The sequence below is a fragment of the Halorhodospira sp. 9622 genome (assembly GCF_022228025.1).
In the GTDB taxonomy this organism is placed as follows: Bacteria; Pseudomonadota; Gammaproteobacteria; order Nitrococcales; family Halorhodospiraceae; genus Halorhodospira; species Halorhodospira halophila_A.
Map to the genome: position 1 here is coordinate 34774 of NZ_JAJNRE010000012.1, position 19668 is coordinate 54441.

The following is a 19668-nucleotide window of genomic DNA, read 5'->3' on the forward strand; positions in this document are numbered from 1 at the left end:
GCGTGGACGGCGCCGGGGGCGGGGAAACGGGGGGCACCATGGACAGGCTGGCCGAACAGGCGCTGCCCACTTTTCTGGTGGTTGATGACGAGCCGGTGAACACCATGCTCCTCGAGGCGATCCTCGGGGCGCGGGGCTTTCACGTGATTACGGCGGCCGATGGCGAGGAGGCGGTGGCCCGCTTCCGCGAGCAGCCGGTGGACATGATCCTCATGGACATCATGATGCCGCGGATGGACGGCTATCAGGCCACCCGGCAGATCAAGGCCATGGATACCGGGGGGTTCATCCCGGTGCTCTTCGTTACCGCCCTGACCGATGAGCAGCGGCTGGCGCAGTGTGTCGAGGCCGGCGGCGATGACTTCGTCACCAAGCCCATCAGCCGGGTGCAGCTCAACGCCAAGATCGACTCCTGGCTGCGCACCCGGGCCCTCTACCACACTGTCGTCACCCAGCGCGACGCGCTGCGCAGCCACCAGGAGCGGCTCGAGCGCGAGCAGGAGACCGCCGAGCGCATCGTCGCCCGGGCTACGGCCTCCAGTGACCTGCAGGCGCCGGGGGTGCGCTACCACTATCAGCCGGCGGCTATCCTCAGTGGCGATATCCTGCTGGCCGCCCGCCGGCCCAACGGCAATCTGCTGATCCTTATCGGGGACTTCACCGGCCACGGGATCGGCGCGGCGGTCGGTGTGCCCGGGCTGGCGGCGGTCTTCTACGACCGGGTCGGGCGGGGGGCACACCCCGCCGAGTTGCTCGACGACGTCAACGAGAAGCTCTTCCGGAGCCTGCCGGCGGATATGTTCCTCACCGCGGCGATGCTGGAGGTGGACTGCCACAATCGCCGGCTCGGCGTGTGGAACGCCGGCATGCCGCCGGTTTGGGTCCTGCGCGGCGGTGAGGTGGTGCAGCGCTTCCCGTCGGTGGACCTGCCCCTGGGGGTGATCCGCGATACCGCGCCGGGGCGCCGGCAGCTGGCCTACCTGGAACTGACCTCCGGGCTCCACGCCTACGCCTGCTCGGACGGCATCGTTGAGGCCACCGATGCCGGCGGGCGGCTCTTCGGCAACGAGCGCATCGAGGCAGCGCTTTGCAGTGGGGATCCCGCTGCCGGATTCGACGCCTTGCTGGAAGCTGTCGGAGCCTTCCGGGCCGGGGACGAGCAGGGCGACGATACCACCCTGGTCTCCGTGGACTTGGACCGGCTGCTGGCCGAGGGGGCGATGGGCGGCTACGGGGCGGCCGCCGCCGAGAACTGGTACAGCGAGTTGGTCCTGGACGCCGCGACCCTGGCCCACGTCAATCCGGTGCCGCCGATCATGAATCTGCTCGCCGAACTCGGGGCGCTGGAGGAGGACCGGCAGAGCCTCTACGTGGTCATCGCCGAGCTCTTCACCAACGCCCTGGAGCACGGCGTGCTCGGGCTCGACTCGGCGCTCAAGAGAGACCCGGATGGCTTCGAGGCCTATTACCAGCAGCGCGCCAGGGCGCTGGAGGCGCTGGAAGAGGGCGAGATCCGCCTGCGCGTGCAGTGCGACGCCGCCGACGGCAGCGGATACGGGATCGAGATCGAGGTGGAGGATTCCGGCGAGGGGTTCGACTACCGGCGCATTCTGGAAGGCGGCGGCGGCCACGGGGCGCCCATCGGTGCGGGCCGGGGCATCCTGCTGGTGCGCTCACTGTGTGACGAACTGAGCTACTTCCCGCCCGGCAACCGGGTGCGGGTGCGGTATACGCCGGGGGGGCGCCCGCGCCCCTCGCGGCCCGATTCGTAGTAGCATCGGGCGCCATGCGCTTGCGTCTTCCCCAACCCTCGGTGCGCTGGTGGCCGGGGTATCGCCCCTTCCTGCTCGCGCTGCTGCTGCTCAGCGGCCTGGCGGTGGCCGTGTGGGGGCCCTGGGATGCCGAGGACGTTGTCGCCTGGGGCGAGCTCCTGGTCGAACGTCCCTGGTTGCTGCTGGTGGTCGTCGTGCTGCAGGCGGCGCTGTTCACCCTGGCGTTGCCGGGCAGCCTCTTCCTCTGGGTCGTCGCCCCGTTCTACCCGCCTTGGATGTCCACGCTCACGCTGGTGGCGGGCAGTACCCTGGGCGCCCTGGGGGCGTACGGGGTGGCGTGGTTGCTGGGCCGTGATGCGGTGCCGGCGGACAGCCGCTGGATCCGGGTGCTCCGGGGCAACAGCGATTTCCTCAGCCAGTGCGCCATCCGGGCCCTGCCCGGCTTTCCGCACCCGCCGCTGAACTACGGGGCCGGCTGGCTGGGGTTGCCGTTGAAGACCTTCGTCGTCGCCACGGTGGTTGGGCTGGGGATCAAGTGGGGGGTCTTCTCGCTGGCGATCTACAGCGCGGTCGAGGCAGCCGCCCGGGGCGGGGAGATCGATACCCGGGCCGTGGTGGTCCTGCTCGGGGTGGCCGTGCTGTTCGTCGCGGGGGCCTTCCTGCGGCGACGCCTGACCGGGCGCGGGAAGGACGCCTGAATACGCGGCGCCGCGGGTTGATCAGACTGCTCGATGCCCGAGCGGCCATAACGGCTATAGTGTCCCCCGGGCGGGCTCCCGATAGCGGCGGGCGGAGACAACCCAGAATCCGCGGGATTGATGCCGTGCCCCTCGGCCCCCCATGATGGATTTGTACGCCCTGGCACAAAGCGCAGGGACGTCACGACCGCGCGAAGGAAAGGAGAGATCCTGATGGCCTATCAACTCCCCGATCTGCCCTACGACTACGGCGATCTGGAGCGCTCCATCGACGCCCAGACGATGGAAATCCACCACACCAAGCACCACAACACCTACGTTACCAAGCTCAACGATGCCGTCTCGGGGACGGAGCACGAGGGGCAGCGGCTGGAGGATCTGCTTGCGCGCGTCTCGAGCCTGCCTCTGGCGATCCGCAACAACGGGGGCGGACACTGGAACCACGACCTGTTCTGGCGGGTGATGTCGCCCAATGGCGGCGGCAAGCCGTCGGGGGATCTGGCCACGGCCATCGACTCGGCCTTCGGCTCCTTCGATCAGTTCCGCGAGCAGTTCACCCAAGCCGCGCTGGGGCGTTTCGGCTCCGGCTGGGCGTGGCTGATCCAGACCTCGCGAGGGCTGGAGATCACCGATACCCCCAATCAGGACAACCCGCTCATGGACGTGGCGCCCAAACAGGGTACGCCGCTGCTCGGCCTGGATGTCTGGGAGCACGCCTACTACCTGCGCTACCAGAACCGGCGGCCGGACTACGTCGAGGCGTGGTGGGATGTCGTGAACTGGGATGAGGTCGCCTCGCGGTTCCAGGCCACGTAATGCTCTTGAGGGGGGCAGGGGTAGGGGGTAGCGTTCGCGGCCTGCCAGGCGGTGCGTGATGCCCCGGGACCCCGTCCCTGATTCCCAGAGCTTGCAGTGGGCAGGCCCCCTCGCCCGTCTCGGCGGGCGAGGGGTCTTGACGGGCGGTTCGCCTCAGTCCTCGGGGTCGTAGCCGAGGTTCGGCCCCAGCCAGCGTTCCGCCTCCTTGCGGGACATCCCCTTACGCTTGGCGTAATCCTCCACCTGGTCCTGGAAGATCTTCCCGACGCCGAAGTACTTGGCCTCCGGGTGGCCGAAGTACCAACCGGACACGGCAGCGGTGGGGACCATGGCCTTGGACTCGGTCAGGCTCAGGCCGATATTCTCCTCGACGTTAAGGATCTCCCAGAGGCGGTCCTTCTCGGTGTGGTCGGGGCAGGCCGGGTAGCCCGGTGCCGGGCGGATGCCCTGGTACCGCTCCTTGATCATGTCCTCGTTGGACAGGTTCTCGTCGGCGGCGTAGCCCCAGAACTCCTTGCGCACCCGCTCGTGCAGGCGCTCAGCGAACGCCTCGGCCAGGCGGTCGGCCAGGGCCTTGAGCATGATAGCGCTGTAGTCGTCACCGGCGGCCTCGAAGCGCTGGATGTGCTCGTCGATGCCGATCCCGGCGGTGACCGCGAAGGCGCCCATCCAGTCCGGCACGCCGCTTTCCTTGGGCGCGATGAAGTCGGCCAGGGACTGGTGCGGCTTGCCCTCACCCTTCTCGGTTTGCTGGCGCAGATGACACAGCGTGGCCAGCACCTCGCTGCGTGCCTCGTCGGCGTAAACCTCGGTATCCTCGCCAGTGCTGTTCGCCGGGAAGAGGCCGAACACCGCGCGGGCGGTCAGCCACTTCTCGTCGATGATCCGCCGCAGCATCGCCTGGGCGTCGTCGAAGAGCTTGCGCGCCTCCTCGCCCTGCTTCTCGTCATCGAGGATCTTCGGATACTGGCCCCGCATCTGCCAGGCGGCGAAGAACGGCGTCCAGTCGATCCGCTCGACCAGATCCTCCAGCGGGTAGTCGTCCAGTACCTGGACTCCCGGCCTCTCGGGCTCCTGGGGCCGGTGGGTCGACCAGTCGATGGGCGTGGCGTTCTTCTTGGCCTGCTCGAAGGAGACCCACTTGGTCTTCTGCTGCCGGGCCTCGTGCTGTTCGCGCACCTGTTGATACTCAGCGGCCAGCTCCTGCTTGTACGGCTCGGCCTGGGTTTCGCTGACCAGCTTGGAGGCCACGCCAACGGCGCGCGAGGCGTCCTTGACGTAGATGCTGGGCGCCGAGTAGTTGGGCGCGATCTTCACGGCGGTGTGCACCCGTGAGGTGGTGGCACCGCCGATGAGCAGCGGGCAGGTGAAGCCCTGGCGCTCCATCTCCTGGGCCACGCCGATCATTTCGTCGAGCGACGGCGTGATCAGCCCGGAGAGGCCGATGATGTCGGCGTTGACCTCCTTGGCCTTCTGCAGGATGGTCTCCGTGGGGACCATGACGCCGATGTCGTGGACCTCGAAGTTGTTGCACTGCAGGACCACCGCCACGATGTTCTTGCCGATGTCGTGGACGTCGCCCTTGACGGTGGCGATCAGCACCCGGCCGGCGGGCTCATCGTCACCGGACTTCTCGGCCTCGATGTAGGGAAGGAGGTGGCTCACCGCCTGCTTCATTACGCGGGCGGACTTGACCACCTGGGGCAGGAACATCTTGCCCTCGCCGAAGAGGTCGCCGACGGTGTTCATACCGTCCATCAGCGGTCCCTCGATCACCTGGATCGGGCGCTCGTGCCGCTGCCGCGCCTCCTCGACGTCCACGTCGATGTAGTCGGTGATGCCCTTGATCAGGGCGTGCTCGAGGCGCTTCTCCACCGGCTCCTCGCGCCAGGAGAGGTCCTCCTCCTTCTTCTTGCCGCCCTGGCCCTTGTAGCGGTCGGCCAGCTCCAGCAGGCGGTCCGTGGCGTCGTCGCGGCGGTTGAGGATGACGTCCTCGCAGAGCTCGCGCAGCTCCTTGTCGATCTCGTCGTAGACCTCGATCTGGCCGGCGTTGACGATGGCCATGTCCAGTCCCGCCTTGATGGCGTGGTAGAGGAAGACCGAGTGCATGGCCTCGCGGACCGGCTCGTTGCCGCGGAACGAGAAGGAGAGGTTGGACAGGCCGCCGGAGATCTTGGCGTGGGGCAGGTTCTCCTTGACCCAGCGGGTCGCCTCGATGAAGTCGACGGCGTAGTTGTTGTGCTCCTCGATGCCGGTGGCCACGGCGAAGATGTTCAGGTCGAAGACGATGTCCGCGGGCTCGAAGCCGTCATTGACCAGCGTGTTGTACGCCCGCTCGGCGATCTCCAGGCGCCGCTCGTAGGTGTCGGCCTGCCCCTTCTCGTCGAAGCACATGACCACGGCGGCGGCGCCGTAGCGCTTGAGCTTGCGGGCCTGCTGCAGGAAGGCTTCCTCGCCCTCCTTGAGGGAAATGGAGTTGACCAGGCCCTTGCCCTGGATGCGCTTGAGTCCCTCCTCCATGATGTCCCACTTCGAGGAGTCGATCATGATCGGCACCCGGGAGATGTCCGGTTCGGACCCGACCAGGTTGAGGAAGTCGATCATCGCATCCTTGGAGTCGAGCATGCCCTCGTCCATGTTGATGTCGATGATCTGGGCGCCGTTCTCCACCTGCTCCTTGGCCACCTCCAGGGCGGTCTCGTAGTCGCCCTCCTTGATCAGGCGGCGGAAGCGGGCCGAGCCGGTGACGTTGGCGCGCTCGCCGATGTTCACGAACAGCGAGTCGTTGCCGATGTTGCACGGCTCGAGCCCGGACAGGCGCATGACGTCGGGCGCCGCTTCCGGTACCTGACGCGGGGCGAAATCCTTGACCTGCTCGCGGATGGCGGCGATGTGCGCCGGCGATGTGCCGCAGCAGCCGCCGATGATGTTGATCAGCCCCTCCTCGGCGAAGGTGCGCACGATCTTCGCCATCTCCTCGGGGCTTTGGTCGTACTCGCCGAACTCGTTGGGCAGGCCCGCGTTGGGGTGCGTCGAGATGTGCGTGTCGGCGATCTTCGACAGTTCCTGCAGGTGCGGGCGCAGGTCCTCGGCGCCGAGGGCGCAGTTCAGGCCGACGGAGATCGGCCGGGCGTGGCGCACCGAGTTCCAGAAGGCCGCCGCGGTCTGGCCCGACAGGGTCCGGCCGGAAGCGTCGGTAATGGTGCCGGAGATCATCACCGGCAGGCGCCGGCCCGATTCCTCAAAGACCTCCTCGAGGGCGTAGATGGCCGCCTTGGCGTTGAGGGTGTCGAAGACTGTCTCGATCAGGATCAGATCGGCGCCGCCTTCGAGGAGGCCCCGGGCCTGCTGCGCGTAGGCTTCGAACAGCTGGTCGAAGGTGATGTCGCGATAGCCGGGATTGTTGACGTCCGGGGAGATGGAGGCCGTCTTGCCGGTCGGGCCCATGGTGCCGGCGACGAAACGCGGGATGCCGGTCTCCTGCTCGACTTCGTCGCAGACGGCGCGGGCGAGCCGGGCCGCCTCGATGTTCAGCTCGTCGACCAGATGCTCGGCGCCGTAGTCGGCCTGGGAGAGAACCTGGGAGTTGAACGTGTTGGTCTCGACGATGTCCACACCGGCGTCGAGGTTCTGCCGCGTGATGTCGCGGATGATATCGGGCCGGGTGAGGACCAGCAGGTCGTTGTTGCCCTTGAGTTCCGAGGGGTGATCAGTGAAACGCTCGCCGCGGAAGTCGGCCTCCTCGAGCGGGTACTTCTGGATCTCGGTGCCCATCCCGCAGTCGAGGATCAGGATGCGCTGGGCGAGCTGGTCGCGAAGCTGTTGGCTACGATCGGTCATGGTCTAACGGTTCGCTCTGTGGCTCACGGGTTCTTCAGGCGCCCGCGCGCTATGCCGCCGCGAGGCTGCAGCCCGGATACGGCTTGCGTGGGAAGACGGAGAAGAGGGCGCGCACTCGCGCGGCCCGGCGCGGGGATGGGTGCCTGGTTGGATAATCGTTATCACGCCAGTATCTCAACCGCCGCCGCGGATTTCAACGTCGCCGCGGCGGAGGCCGTCCGCCAGGGCGCCGAGGCATAAGCTTAGCGCCGCCGGTTGCTTGATTCCCCGCAATGGCGATGCCACTTTTAATGAGCGCACGCGCGCCCGCGAGCCGGTAACGGCGGGGGCGCCCGATCCGGAACGTGGCAAAGGAGTCATCCGCGGTGAAACTTGAGACCCAGGCCGTCCATGCCGGCTACACCCCCGATCCGACCACCCGGGCGGTGGCGGTGCCCATCTACCAGACCACCTCCTACGCCTTCGATGACACGCAGCACGGGGCGGATCTCTTCGACCTGAAGGTGGAAGGGAACATCTACACGCGGATCATGAATCCGACCAACGCCGTGCTCGAGCAGCGGGTGGCGGCTATGGAAGGGGGCATCGGCGGCCTGGCGGTGGCCTCCGGCATGGCGGCGATCACCTACGCCATCCAGGCGATTACCCGCGCCGGCGATAACATCGTCTCCACCTCGCGGCTCTACGGCGGTACGTACAACCTCTTCGCCCACTCGTTGCCCATCCACGGCATCGAGGTGCGCTTCGCCGCCCAGGACGATTACGAGCGGATGGAGGCGCAGATCGACGAGCGGACGAAGGCGCTGTTCTGCGAGAGCGTCGGCAACCCCTCCGGTGAAGTGGTCGATGTCGAGCGGCTGGCCGCGATCGCCCACCGCCACGGCATCCCGCTGATGGTCGACAATACCGTGCCGACGCCCTACCTGTGGCGGCCCATCGATAACGGGGCGGATATCGTCATCCACTCCCTGACCAAGTACATGGGCGGTCACGGCACTACGGTGGGCGGGGTGATCGTCGACTCCGGCCGCTTCCCCTGGGCTAAGCACGGCGACCGGTTCCCGATGATGGTCGAGCCGGACCCCTCCTACCACGGCGTCGTCTACACCGAGGACATGGGCGAGGCGGCTTACATCACCCGCTGCCGGGTGGTGCCGCTGCGCAATATGGGTGCGGCGCTGTCGCCGTTCAACGCCTTCCAGCTGCTGCAGGGGATCGAGACCCTGCCGGTGCGCATGGACCGGCACTGCGAAAATGCCCAGCGCGTGGCCGAGTACCTGCAGTCCCATCCGCGGGTGAGCTGGGTGAAGTTCGCCGGCCTGGAGGACAGCCCGTACAAGCCGCTGGCCGATCGCTACATGGGCGGACGGGCGGCCAGCATCCTGAGCTTCGGGGTGAAGGGCGGCTTCGAGGCGGGGGCGCAGTTCATCGATGCGCTGCAGCTGATCACGCGGCTGGTGAACATCGGCGATGCCAAGTCCCTGGCCTGCCATCCGGCGAGCACCACCCACCGCCAGCTCAATGAGGAGGAGCTGGAGAGCGCCGGGGTGTCGCGGGATCTGGTCCGGCTGTCCATCGGCCTGGAGCACGTCGACGACATCCTCGCCGACATCGATCAGGCCTTGAAACAGTAGTCAGCGTTCAGCGGGTCGGGCTCAGAAGGAGGGTTTCAGGGGCAGGCTCCCGGTTGTAGCGGGGCTGGTGGCAGCGAGGCCCGCCGCCACCAGCCTGTCGCCAGATCCCTCAGCCCGTACCCAGACGCTTGTACTTGATGCGGTGGGGCTGGGCGGCCTCCTCGCCGAGGCGCTTCTTGCGGTCCGCCTCGTAGTCTTGGTAATTGCCCTCGATGAAGACCGTCCGGCTCTCACCCTCGAAGGCCAGGATGTGGGTGGCGATCCGGTCCAGGAACCAGCGGTCGTGGGAGATCACCAGGGCGCAGCCGGGGAAGGTGAGCAGCGCATCCTCGAGGGCCCGCAGGGTCTCCACGTCCAGATCGTTGGTCGGCTCGTCGAGGAGTAGGGTGTTGCCGCCGCTCTGCAGCAGCTTGGCCAGGTGCACCCGGTTGCGCTCGCCGCCGGAGAGGTCGCCGACGCGCTTTTGCTGCTCGGAGCCGCGGAAGTTGAACTTGCCCACGTAGGCCCGCGACGGGGTCTCGAAGTTGCCCACCCGGATGTAGTCGTGGCCGCCGGAGATCTCCTGCCAGACGGTGTTCTCCGGGTTGAGCGCGTCCCGGCTCTGGTCCACGTAGGCGAGCTCCACCGTATCGCCGACCTCGATGGAGCCGGCGTCGGGCTGCTCCTCGCCGGTGATCATGCGGAACAGCGTGGTCTTGCCGGCGCCGTTGGGGCCGACCAGGCCGACGATGGCCCCCGGCGGGATGATGCAGCTCAGGTCCTCGTAAAGCAGCTCGCCGCGGAAGGCCTTCTGCACCCCGTCGGCGATGATCACCTTGTCGCCCAGGCGCGGCCCCGGCGGGATGTAGAGCTGCTGGGTCTCGTTGCGCTTCTGGAACTCCTGGGACTGCAGCTCCTCGAACTGCTTGATGCGCGCCTTGTTCTTGGCCTGGCGGCCCTTGGGGTTCTGCTGGACCCACTCGCGCTCCTGCTGGATCGCCTTGCGCTGGGCCTGCTCCTCGCGGGCCTCCTGCTGTAGCCGCTTCTCCTTGTACTCGAGCCACGCGGAGTAGTTGCCCTGAAAGGGGATGCCCTCGCCGCGGTCGAGCTCGAGGATCCAGCCGGCCACGTTGTCCAGGAAGTAGCGGTCGTGGGTTACCGCCACCACGGTGCCGGGGAACTCGTGGAGGAAGCGCTCCAGCCACGCCACGCTCTCGGCGTCCAAGTGGTTGGTGGGCTCATCGAGCAGAAGCATGTCCGGCGCCGAGAGCAGCAGCTTGCACAGGGCCACCCGGCGGCGCTCGCCACCGGAGAGATTGGCCACGGAGGCGTCCCACGGCGGCAGGCGCAGGGCGTCGGCCGCCTGCTCCAGCTTGCGGTCCAGGTCCCAGGCGCCGGCGGCCTCGATCTGGTCCTGCAGCTTGGATTGCTCGGCGATCAGGGCGTCGAAGTCGGCTTCCGGATCGGCGAACTGCGCGGAGACCTCGTTGAAGCGATCCACCAGGGCCTTGGTCTCGGCTACGCCTTCCTCGACGTTGCCGCGCACGTCCTTGTCGTCATTGAGCCTCGGTTCCTGGGGCAGGTAGCCGATCTTGATGCCAGGCTGCGGCCGCGCCTCGCCGTCGAACTCCTGGTCCTCGCCGGCCATGATGCGCAGCAGGCTCGACTTGCCCGCCCCGTTGAGCCCGAGAACGCCGATCTTGGCGCCCGGGAAGAAGGACAGCGAGATGTCCTTGAGGATCTGTCGTTTGGGGGGTACCACCTTGGATACCCGGTTCATGGTAAAGACGTACTGGGCCATAGCTCCGCCGCGTTAACGAACAGGGGTGGATGATCCGTAGGGTTACGGTCGCGATACCCCTGATTCTACCGCGTGATGGGCGGGTGGGCATCCGTTGACCATCCGGTGCACGCGCAGCACGCCTCCTTAGAGGGCGCCGTCGGATAGCGGTCTACCGTGTGCGTGGGTGATCGCGTAGAGTACCGCTGCCGGTGGGCCGCGGCCTGGGGGGGATGGTCAGGCGATTTGCTGCTTAACCGATTCTGGAGGGTGACACGACGGCATGATCAGCGGGTGGCGGCGAGCGGCGGGCGAATGACCAGCGGTTGGTGGGCATCATGGGGCGGCGCACGGCTGAGCTTGAGGGCCCTGCTGGCGGTGATGGTCGTATCGGTTGCCCTGGGCACCTTTCTAGCGACCGCCTCGGTGACGCTGTTCATCCACGAAAGCCTCATCCGCGATCACGCCGAGCGCACGGCCGAGGCAACGGCCGAACACACCTTCAGCTCCATGTTCCAGGTCATGAGCCGTGGTTGGGGCCGGGAGGATCTTGAGGCCTACATCGACGCGCTGGAGGCGACCTACGACGACAGTCCGCTTGGGGTGGCGCTCTACCGTGGTGATCCAGTCGAGGCGCTGTACGGGCCCGTCGAGGGTTCCCGGGAGCCGGACCCGGTCATCGAGCAGGCCCTGGCCACCGGGGAGTCCCAGCATCGCCGGGACGGTACCCGGCAGCGGCACGTCATGCCTGTCGTGGCGCAAAGCGAGTGCCTCGACTGCCATGTCAATGCCGACTCCGGCGATGTCCTTGGCGTCGTGGCGGTCAAACAGGACCTCAGTCCCCAGCTGAGCGAGGCTCGTGCCGGCTTCGGCTGGCTGTTCCTGATTTTCGTGCCCCTGACTCTGCTCGCCGGAGCGGCCGCCGCCCACTGGCTCAACGTGCACCTGACCCGCTCGCTGGAGCGCTTCAGCGCACAGGTCGAGCGGGTCAATGCCATCGGCGATCTTGAGGACTTTCAGCCGCGGACCATCAGTCTGGGGTTCTCCGAGCTCAACCGCGTCATGCACCAGGTCGATGCCCTGATCCGTCGGCTGCAGACGGTTGCGGCGGACAAGGCGGTTCTCGACGCCCACCAGGCCCAGCTGGATGAGGAGCAGGAGACGGCGCAGCGCATCGTGGCGCGCGCTACGGCCTCCGCGGCCCGGGAGGCGCCGGGGGTGCGGTACGCCTATCAGCCGGCCGCAATGCTTGGCGGTGATGTCTTCCTTGCCGAGCGCCGGCCGGACGGCACCCTGGTGCTCCTGCTCGGCGACTTTACCGGACACGGAATTGGCTCCGCGGTGGGGGTGCCGGCCCTGGCAGCCCTTTTCTACGACATGGTTCGGCGTGGGCTGGACAGCGAGGCGCTGCTCGAGACTGTCAACGACCGGCTTTACCGCAACCTGCCGCCCGAGATGTTCCTCGCTGCCGCGCTCTTCGAGATCGACTGCCGCGAGCGTCGTCTGGGGGTCTGGAGCGGAGGCATGCCCCGGGCCTGGCTCCTCGGTCCGGGAGGGGGTGAGACGAGGCTCGATGCCGAGGGCCTGCCGCTGGCGGCCGTCCCTGGCGGGGCGGTCGAGCACCGGCGGTTGGCGTACCATCCGCTGTTTGCCGGTGCCCGGCTGATCGCCTGCTCCGACGGCCTGACCGAGATGGCGTCGCCCGCCGGCGTGCGCTACGGGGAGGAGCGAGTGGAAGCCCTCCTGGCGCACACCCGTCCGGGAGAGGCCTTCGATGCGCTGCTCGCGGATGTGGCCGCATGGCGCGGCGACAGCGAGGCCGGCGACGATCTGACCCTGCTGGGGGTGTCTTTCGACGAACTCTTTGCGGAGGCCGCCGAAGGCTGTCCAAGGGCATCCGCTCCGTCCGCCTAGTCGCCGGGAGCGGTGCTCCGGTGCGGGCGTGCAGCCGGTCAGGGAGGGTCCCGGGGCGCCAGGCGCACCAGCAGTGCCTCGAGATCGGACCGGCGGGCCGGCTTGGTGAGGAATTCGTCGCAACCGGCCTCGAAGCCCTGCTGCTCCACCTCGCTGCGCGCGTGGGCCGTGAAAAGGGCGATCGGGACCGGGGGCGCGTCCCGGCCCTCGGCCTCCTCGTCGCGGATTGCCCGCGTCAGCCGCAGGCCGTCGAGACCGGGCATCTGCAGGTCGAGCAGGAGGAGGTCGAAGGGGTGTTGGCGCCAGGTGCGCAGCGCGCTCGCGCCGTCCTCGACTACGGTGACCCGGGCCTCCATCCGTTCCAGAAGGGTCTGCGCCAGCATGGCGTTGGTCGGTTCGTCCTCGGCGACCAGGATGCGTAGACCGGGCGGGGGGCGCTCCGTCGTCTCTGTCGGCGGGCGCTGCGCCCGGGAGGCGCGCCGGTCGTCCAGCGCCTCCAGCGGGGTGGTCAGGGTGAAGGTCGATCCCCGGCCTTCGACGCTGTGCAGGTGGAGGTCGCCGCCGATCATCTGCGCGACTTCCCGGGTAATGGCCAGCCCGAGCCCGTGCCCCGGTTGCTCGCCTTCGTAGTCGCCCCGATCGAAGGCCGCGAAAACTTGGTCTCGCGTCGCCGCGGGAATGCCGGGGCCGGTGTCCTCGATGGCAAAGGCCAGCTGTTCGCCCTCGGGGCGGGCCGTCACGGTGACCCCGCCGGCCGTGGTGTACTTGACGGCGTTATCGATGAGGTTGGAGAGCGCCTGTTCCAGTCGCGTCCGGTCGCCCCGCACCCAGCGCGGGAGCCCGGCATCGACTCGGCAGATCAGATCGATGCCCTTCGCTCGCGCGGTCGGCCGATAGAGGGCGCATTGCCCCTCGATCAGCGAGGGGAGGTCCAGCGGTTCGGTATGCGCCTGTAGGCGGCCACTCTGCAGCTGGCTGAGCTCCAGCAGCGAGTCGATCAGCCCGTGCAGTCGTTCGCCGCCGCGCTGGCAGTATTCGGCGTAGCGCCTGCGTTCCTCCGCCGTGAGGTCCGTCTCGGCGAGCAGCTGGGAGAACCCCATCAGCGCATTCAGCGGGGTGCGCAGATCGTGGCTGATGGCGTTCAGGAAGTCGCTCTTGGCGCGCAGGGCCTGCTCCAGCTGCTGCTCCACCCACTTCTGATCGCTGATGTCGAAGGTCACGCTCAGGGTGGCGATGAGGTTGTTGTCGCTATCGGTGATCGGGTGGACCGAGAAGACCGCCGGGAAGGTGGTGCCGTCGCTGCGCAGCAGCTCCATCTCGCGGCGCACCGGGGTGGAATCGTGGCGGAGGTGCTCGATGATGGCCTCCGGGTGGAAACGGTCCTCGGGGAGGTGGACCAGCGAGACCGGCCGGCCGACCAACTCGTGGCGGGCATACCCGAAGAGCGCCTCGGTGCCGGTGCTCGTCTCCTCGATGATCCCCTCCAGGTCCGTCTTGATCAGGCTGACCGAGGTGGCCGCCTGGAAGATGGCTTCGAGCTCGCGCTGCCGGTGCTCCAGCTGCCGGCGCAGCCGCTGCTCGTTCTCGCGGTGACGCAGCTCGAGCTGCGCGATGAGCAGATCGGCCAGATCCTCCAGCGGGATCAGCTCCTCCTTGCTGATCGTGCGCGGTTCGCGGTCCTGGATGCAGAGGACCCCGACGGGTTGCCCGGCGGGCGTGACCAGTGGGGCACCCGCGTAGAAGCGGATGCCGGGAGGGCCGGTGACGAGCGGATTGTCGTGGAAACGCGGATCGGTGCGCGCGTCCTCGACCACCAGCAGCCCCCCTTCCGCGATGACGTGACCGCAGAACGAGATGGAGCGGGGGGTTTCGCAGTCTTCCAGGCCGCGGGCCGACTTGAACCACTGCCGGTCGCGGTCGACGAAGGAGACCGCGGCGATGGGTACGTCGTAGATTCGGCAGAGGGTGCGGACACAGCGATCGAAGGCCGCCTCGGCCTCGGTGTCGAGGATGCGGTAGCTGTACAGTGCCGCTAGCCGGATGTGTTCGTCATCGGGAATCGGGGCGGACTTCATGGCGCCTCCCTGGGGCGGCCGGTTCGGCTTGGACGGGTTGCACGGGCCGATACGGCTTCCAGGCCCCGGGTCCAGTTCTGCTCAGCATTACCCGCTTCGGGGCGGGGTTTCAAGTGGCCGTGGCACGCGAGCCCCGGCTCTCGCCATTGCCTGCAGAAACAAGGGGGTTGACGCCGGCGGCGATGCCTGTAGAATGCGCACCCGTAACGACACAGCGGGTGTAGCTCAGTGGTAGAGCACAACCTTGCCAAGGTTGGGGTCGTGGGTTCGAATCCCATCACCCGCTCCATCTCCCCTCCCTTTTCCGTTGTTTCCTGCTTCATGGCGCAGTGAATCGCGCCGAGTCCGAGTGGCCCGTCCCTCGCCACGGGCCACCTCCGCGTCTTGTCCGTCAACACATTACCGCTCTGCGTCGCGGTGTGCCGTGCGTACAAACTCGGTGTGCTCGCAGCCCGGGCACGGCGGGATGTGGCCGGGGCGCTGCAGCGTGATGGTGCGCCCGCAGGCGATGCACGCCAGTTCGCCGGGGCCGGCGATCTCGTCGGTGTGGTAGAGGCTGGGCTCGCCGGTGGTTACGAATCCGCGCAGTTCCATGCTGGTGCGGTCGGCCACCGAGGAAAAGGCGTCCCACAGCCAGCTCTCCAGCATCTGTAGGTCCATGCGCAGCCAGTCGCGCAGCGGGTGGTCGTGGCTGCGGTCGGCCAGCCAGGCGCCCGCCTCCTCCAGGTCGCGCTGCAGGGCGTCGCCCACCCGGTCGGCGTCGGCGCGGGGCAGTTCGCCGTCGGCGACCATGGCTCGCTTGACCTCCTCCAGGGCTTGGGCCAGGCGCGGGCCGCCATCCTCGCAGCTGGCGAAGCGCTCGCGCAGGCGGGTGAGCATGCGCTCGTAGCTGGTGGGCAGGTGGCCCGCCTGGTGTTCCGGGTCGGACTTTTTGCTCATGCGGCCTCCGTGTCGGGTCGATGCCATCGCACCTCGGGTACTGGGTACCAAGGTACTAGCAACGCCGGCCGATGTGCAGATTGCTTGCCGGATGCGAGCCTGCCCGGCGGATCCGGGGGCCGCGCAACTAGAACCCCGGGACGTGGCTCCGTTATCCTGCACGGCTCACCTGCCCGGGAAAGCGACAGACACCGATGGACAACCAGTACCGACCGAAAGAGATCGAAGCCGAGGCCCAGGCCTACTGGGAGCAGCAGCAGACCTTCAGGGCGCGCGAGGACACCGGACGCCCCAAGTACTACTGCCTGTCGATGTTCCCGTACCCCAGCGGACGGCTGCACATGGGCCACGTACGCAACTACACCATCGGCGACGTGGTCAGCCGGTATAAGCGCATGCAGGGCTACAACGTCCTCCAGCCCATGGGCTGGGACGCCTTCGGACTGCCCGCCGAGAACGCCGCCATGGAGCGCGGGGTGCCACCGGCAGCGTGGACCCGCGAGAACATCGCCGCCATGCGCGAGCAGCTCAAGGGGCTCGGCTTTGGGTACGACTGGTCCCGCGAGCTGGCCACTTGCGATCCCGACTACTACCGCTGGGAGCAGTGGCTGTTCACGCGGCTCTACCGCAAGGGGCTGGTCTACCGCGATACCGCGGCGGTGAACTGGGACCCGGTGGATCAGACCGTGCTCGCCAACGAGCAGGTGATCGAGGGGCGGGGCTGGCGCTCCGGGGCCCTGGTCGAGCGGCGCGAGATCCCGCAGTGGTTCCTGCGTATCACCGACTACGCCGACGAGCTGCTCGAGGCGCTCGATGAGCTCGAAGGGTGGCCCGAGCAGGTGCGCAATATGCAGCGCAACTGGATTGGCCGTTCCGAGGGCGTCGAGCTGAGTTTCGATCTGGCCGGTCGCGACGAGCAGCTGACCGTCTTTACCACGCGCCCGGACACCCTCTACGGGGTCACCTATATGGGCCTGGCGCCGGAGCATCCGATCAGCCTGGAGCTGTCCGAGGGCAACCCGGCCATCGCCGAGCTGGTTGACGAAGCCCGCTCGGGCGGCACGGCGGAGGCCGATCTGGCCACCCGCGAGAAGCGCGGCGCCGACACCGGGCTCGAGGCCGTGCATCCGCTCACCGGTGAGCGGATCCCGGTCTGGGTTGCCAACTTCGTGCTCATGGAGTACGGGTCCGGCGCGGTCATGGCGGTGCCCGCCCACGATCAGCGTGACTGGGAGTTCGCCAGCGCCTATGGGCTGCCCATCCGGCCCGTCGTGCACCCGGCCGACGGCAGCGAGCTGGACATCTCCGCCGGTGCCTTCAGCGACTACGGCGTGTTGGCCGACTCCGGCCCGTTCAGCGGCATGCCCTCTGATCGCGCCTTCGTGGCCATCGCCGAGCGCCTCGAGGGCGAGGGGCGGGGCCAGCGTCGGGTGCAGTACCGCCTGCGCGACTGGGGTGTGTCGCGGCAGCGCTACTGGGGCGCCCCGATCCCCATGATCCACTGTGCCGACTGTGGCCCGGTCCCCGTTCCCGACGATCAGCTGCCGGTGACGCTGCCCGAGGACGTGGCGATCAGCGGTAGCGGCTCGCCGATCAAGTCCATGCCGTCGTTCTACGAGACCACCTGCCCCGAGTGTGGCGGTGCGGCGCAGCGTGAGACGGACACCTTCGACACCTTCATGGAGTCGTCCTGGTACTTCGCCCGCTTCGCCTGCGCCGATCAGGACAGCGCCATGCTCGACGAGCGGGCGGACCACTGGGCCCCGGTGGATCAGTACATCGGTGGGATCGAGCACGCCGTTCTGCATCTGCTTTACGCGCGTTTCTACCACAAGGTGTTGCGCGACGAGGGGCTGGTCAGCTCCGATGAGCCGTTTACCCGGCTGCTCACCCAGGGCATGGTGCTCAAGGACGGGACCAAGATGTCCAAGTCCAAGGGCAATACCGTCGACCCCCAAGAGCTCGTCGAACGTTTCGGCGCGGATACCGTGCGCCTGTTCACCATGTTCGCGGCGCCGCCGGATCAGTCCCTGGAGTGGTCGGATTCCGGGGTCGAGGGCGCTTACCGCTTCCTGCGCCGCCTCCATGGCCTGGTGCGCGATCACGTCGCACGCGGTTCGGCGCCGGCGCTGGATCCGCAGGCGCTCAGCGACCCCCAGCGCGATTTGCGGCGCAAGGTTCACGAGACCATCGCCAAGGCCTCCGATGACATCGGCAAGCGCTTCACCTTCAATACCGCCATCGCGGCGGTGATGGAGCTGTGCAACGCCCTGGGCAAGGCCGGGGACGACAGCGACGCTGGCCGTGCGGTGATGCAGGAGGGGCTGGAGGCAGCCGTGCTGATCCTGGCGCCGATCACCCCGCACCTTTGCCACCACCTGTGGTTCGAGCTCGGCCATACGGCCCCGGTGGTCGAGGCCGCCTGGCCCGAGGCGGACGAGCAGGCGCTGGTCCGTGACGAGGTGGAGCTGGTGGTCCAGGTTAACGGCAAGCTTCGCGGCCACGTCACCCTGCCCGCCGACGCCGATGAGCAGCAGGCCCGGGAGGCGGCGCTGGCCGAGCACAACGTGCAGCGCTTCGTGGCCGACAAGGAGATCAGGAAGGTGGTCTTCGTCCCCGGCAAGCTCATCAACGTGGTGGCCAAGTAGCGGCCTTCCGCCGCCAGGGGGTGCGGATGCGATTATCGTGGCGGAACCGGTCCCAGGGGGTGGTCGGGCTGCTGGGCGTGGCAGTACTGGCCCTGGCGCTGAGCGCCTGCGGTTGGCAGCTGCGTGGCGCCCCGGGCGGGATCTCGCTGGACGACCGGGTCATTCAGGTGGTGGACGAGGCGGGTAGCAGCGAGCTGCGCCGCGAGGTGCGCCGCGCCATCGAGGGGGGCGGCGGGCAGTACACCGAGAGCGCCGCCGAGGCCGACTGGGTACTCACCCTCCACGGGCGGGGCAGCAGCCGCGAGACCGCCTCCGTCGGTGCCGATGGTGATGCGCAGGACTACCGGCTGACCTACACCATCGACTACAGCGTGGCCGACGCCGCCGGCGAGACCCGCATCCAGCGCACGTCCTTGGATGCGCAACGCACCTTTGCCGCCCCCGCCGGGGGTGCCGACGAGCGCCGCGCCCGGGAGTCGGAGTTGGAGGACGAGCTGCGTGCCGACGCCGTGCGCCTGTTGATGCTGCGGCTGCAGGCCCTGCGCTGATGGCCGAGCGTCCAGAGGCCCTCTACCGGCAGCTGGAGCGGGGGGCGCTGCCGCGGGTCTGCTTCATCGCCGGCGAGGAGCCGCTGCTCCAGCGCGAGGCCGTCGACGCCGTGCGCCGGGCCGCGCGCGAGGCCGGCCACGCCGAGCGCGAGGTGCTCGATGTCGATGCCGGGTTCGACTGGGGGCGGCTGACCGAGGCTGCGGGCAGCCTGTCGCTGTTCGGCGATCGCCGCCTCCTGGAGGTGCGCATGCCCGGCGGCAAGCCCGGGCGCGACGGGGCCGAGGCCCTCAAGTCCTACTGCCGCGACGCCCCGGAGGACACCGTCTTGCTGGTGACCAGTGGCCGCCTGGAGCGTTCGGCCCGGGAGGCGGCGTGGGCGCGGGCGCTGGCCGGGGCCGGCATCTTTGTCTACTGCTGGCCGGTGCCGGGCCGCGACATGCCGCGCTGGGTGGCCGAGCGGCTGCGCCGCGCCGGGCTGCAGGCGGACCCCGAGGCGGCGGCGCTCATCGCCGAGCGCTCCGAGGGCAACCTGCTGGCTGCGGACCAGGCGGTGGAGAAGCTGCGCCTGCTCGTCGGCAGCGGGGGCGGTGTGGATGTCGAGACGGCCGCCGGGGCCCTGGCCGACAGCGCCCGCTATACCGTGGACGATCTGGCCGACGCTGCCCTGGACGGGGAGTGGACGCGGGCGCTGCGCGTTCTGGCCGCGCTGGAGGAGGAGGGCGTGCAGCCTCCGCTGATCCTCTGGGCCCTGGCCCGGGATATCCGTGTGGCGGCACGGCTGGCGGCCGGCGCCGACGAGGGCGTGCTGCAGCGCGAGCGGATCTGGAAGCGGCGGGCCGCGCGGTTGCGCAATGCCGCCCGCCGGCGCCCGGTGGCCACCTGGCGGCAGTTGCTGCAGCGCTGCCACCGGGTGGATCGGGCGATCAAGGGGCTCCCGCCGGGGGAGCCGTGGGAGCAGCTGCGGGCCCTGGTCTCTCGCCTGGCGCGTGCCATGGCAAAATAGTGCCGGAAGGTACACCCTGTT

12 protein-coding genes and 1 tRNA gene are annotated in these 19668 nt (G+C 68.5%); 9 read left to right on the forward strand and 4 right to left on the reverse strand.

The genetic code is table 11. The features are described 5' to 3' along the window. Positions 1-38 precede the first annotated feature (38 nt). The 3 genes from LRG07_RS08355 to LRG07_RS08365 all read left to right on the forward strand — a co-directional run bounded on the left by LRG07_RS08355 (position 39) and on the right by LRG07_RS08365 (position 3286). Positions 39-1772: a fused response regulator/phosphatase gene (locus LRG07_RS08355; RefSeq protein ID WP_238642133.1), complete on the forward strand. Its 1734-nt coding sequence runs from the start codon at positions 39-41 to the stop codon at positions 1770-1772. Between the two features lie 14 nt (positions 1773-1786). Beyond that, complete coding sequence (locus LRG07_RS08360; RefSeq protein WP_201172806.1) at positions 1787-2470, forward strand: TVP38/TMEM64 family protein; 684 nt, start codon at positions 1787-1789, stop codon at positions 2468-2470. A gap of 213 nt (positions 2471-2683) precedes the next feature. Continuing rightward, positions 2684-3286 (forward strand): superoxide dismutase, encoded by a 603-nt coding sequence (locus LRG07_RS08365; protein ID WP_201172804.1) that lies wholly within the window; start codon positions 2684-2686, stop codon positions 3284-3286. A 153-nt stretch (positions 3287-3439) separates the two neighbouring features. On the opposite strand, the gene metH is transcribed toward LRG07_RS08365, so the two are convergent. Then, the gene (gene metH / locus LRG07_RS08370) at positions 3440-7126 is read right to left on the reverse strand and encodes a methionine synthase (protein WP_238635071.1); all 3687 of its coding nucleotides are present in this window, start codon (positions 7124-7126) and stop codon (positions 3440-3442) included. Between the two features lie 365 nt (positions 7127-7491). On the opposite strand from metH, the gene LRG07_RS08375 reads away from it, so the two are divergent. Beyond that, complete coding sequence (locus tag LRG07_RS08375; RefSeq protein ID WP_238642134.1) at positions 7492-8760, forward strand: O-acetylhomoserine aminocarboxypropyltransferase/cysteine synthase family protein; 1269 nt, start codon at positions 7492-7494, stop codon at positions 8758-8760. A gap of 109 nt (positions 8761-8869) precedes the next feature. Here LRG07_RS08375 and ettA read toward each other — a convergent pair whose 3' ends face one another. Continuing rightward, the gene (gene ettA, locus LRG07_RS08380; RefSeq protein ID WP_238642135.1) at positions 8870-10540 is read right to left on the reverse strand and encodes an energy-dependent translational throttle protein EttA; all 1671 of its coding nucleotides are present in this window, start codon (positions 10538-10540) and stop codon (positions 8870-8872) included. A 249-nt stretch (positions 10541-10789) separates the two neighbouring features. Between ettA and LRG07_RS14060 the strand changes: the two genes are divergently transcribed. Further along, positions 10790-12433 (forward strand): PP2C family protein-serine/threonine phosphatase, encoded by a 1644-nt coding sequence (locus tag LRG07_RS14060; protein WP_238642136.1) that lies wholly within the window; start codon positions 10790-10792, stop codon positions 12431-12433. A gap of 38 nt (positions 12434-12471) precedes the next feature. Here the strand turns inward: LRG07_RS14060 and LRG07_RS08390 are convergent, their stop codons facing one another. Beyond that, positions 12472-14508: an ATP-binding protein gene (locus LRG07_RS08390; RefSeq protein ID WP_238635069.1), complete on the reverse strand. Its 2037-nt coding sequence runs from the start codon at positions 14506-14508 to the stop codon at positions 12472-12474. A 214-nt stretch (positions 14509-14722) separates the two neighbouring features. On the opposite strand from LRG07_RS08390, the gene LRG07_RS08395 reads away from it, so the two are divergent. Beyond that, positions 14723-14797, forward strand: a tRNA-Gly gene (locus LRG07_RS08395). Between the two features lie 110 nt (positions 14798-14907). Here the strand turns inward: LRG07_RS08395 and LRG07_RS08400 are convergent. Next, complete coding sequence (locus LRG07_RS08400) at positions 14908-15447, reverse strand: zinc ribbon-containing protein (RefSeq protein ID WP_201172774.1); 540 nt, start codon at positions 15445-15447, stop codon at positions 14908-14910. 194 nt (positions 15448-15641) lie between these two features. Between LRG07_RS08400 and leuS the strand changes: the two genes are divergently transcribed. From leuS to holA, 3 genes are read left to right on the forward strand one after another with little or no spacing between them, the layout of a single operon-like run. Further along, positions 15642-18095 carry a leucine--tRNA ligase gene (gene leuS, locus LRG07_RS08405; protein WP_201172772.1) on the forward strand — a complete coding sequence of 818 codons (2454 nt, stop codon included), beginning with the start codon at positions 15642-15644 and terminating at the stop codon, positions 18093-18095. A 26-nt stretch (positions 18096-18121) separates the two neighbouring features. Continuing rightward, positions 18122-18643, forward strand: a complete 522-nt coding sequence (gene lptE, locus LRG07_RS08410) for an LPS assembly lipoprotein LptE (RefSeq protein WP_238642137.1) — start codon at positions 18122-18124, stop codon at positions 18641-18643. Next, positions 18643-19647, forward strand: a complete 1005-nt coding sequence (gene holA / locus LRG07_RS08415; RefSeq protein WP_238642138.1) for a DNA polymerase III subunit delta — start codon at positions 18643-18645, stop codon at positions 19645-19647. Before lptE ends, holA begins: the two co-directional genes overlap by 1 nt. The last annotated feature ends 21 nt before the right edge of the window (positions 19648-19668 follow it).

Coding starts and splice junctions, on each gene's coding strand:
- LRG07_RS08355 (WP_238642133.1), top strand. CDS start 39: ATGGACAGGCTGGCCGAACAGGCGCTGCCCACTTTTCTGGTGGTTGAT.
- ettA (WP_238642135.1), bottom strand. CDS start 10,540: ATGGCCCAGTACGTCTTTACCATGAACCGGGTATCCAAGGTGGTACCC.
- LRG07_RS08360 (WP_201172806.1), top strand. CDS start 1,787: ATGCGCTTGCGTCTTCCCCAACCCTCGGTGCGCTGGTGGCCGGGGTAT.
- metH (WP_238635071.1), bottom strand. CDS start 7,126: ATGACCGATCGTAGCCAACAGCTTCGCGACCAGCTCGCCCAGCGCATC.
- holA (WP_238642138.1), top strand. CDS start 18,643: ATGGCCGAGCGTCCAGAGGCCCTCTACCGGCAGCTGGAGCGGGGGGCG.
- leuS (WP_201172772.1), top strand. CDS start 15,642: ATGGACAACCAGTACCGACCGAAAGAGATCGAAGCCGAGGCCCAGGCC.
- LRG07_RS08400 (WP_201172774.1), bottom strand. CDS start 15,447: ATGAGCAAAAAGTCCGACCCGGAACACCAGGCGGGCCACCTGCCCACC.
- LRG07_RS08390 (WP_238635069.1), bottom strand. CDS start 14,508: ATGAAGTCCGCCCCGATTCCCGATGACGAACACATCCGGCTAGCGGCA.
- lptE (WP_238642137.1), top strand. CDS start 18,122: ATGCGATTATCGTGGCGGAACCGGTCCCAGGGGGTGGTCGGGCTGCTG.
- LRG07_RS08365 (WP_201172804.1), top strand. CDS start 2,684: ATGGCCTATCAACTCCCCGATCTGCCCTACGACTACGGCGATCTGGAG.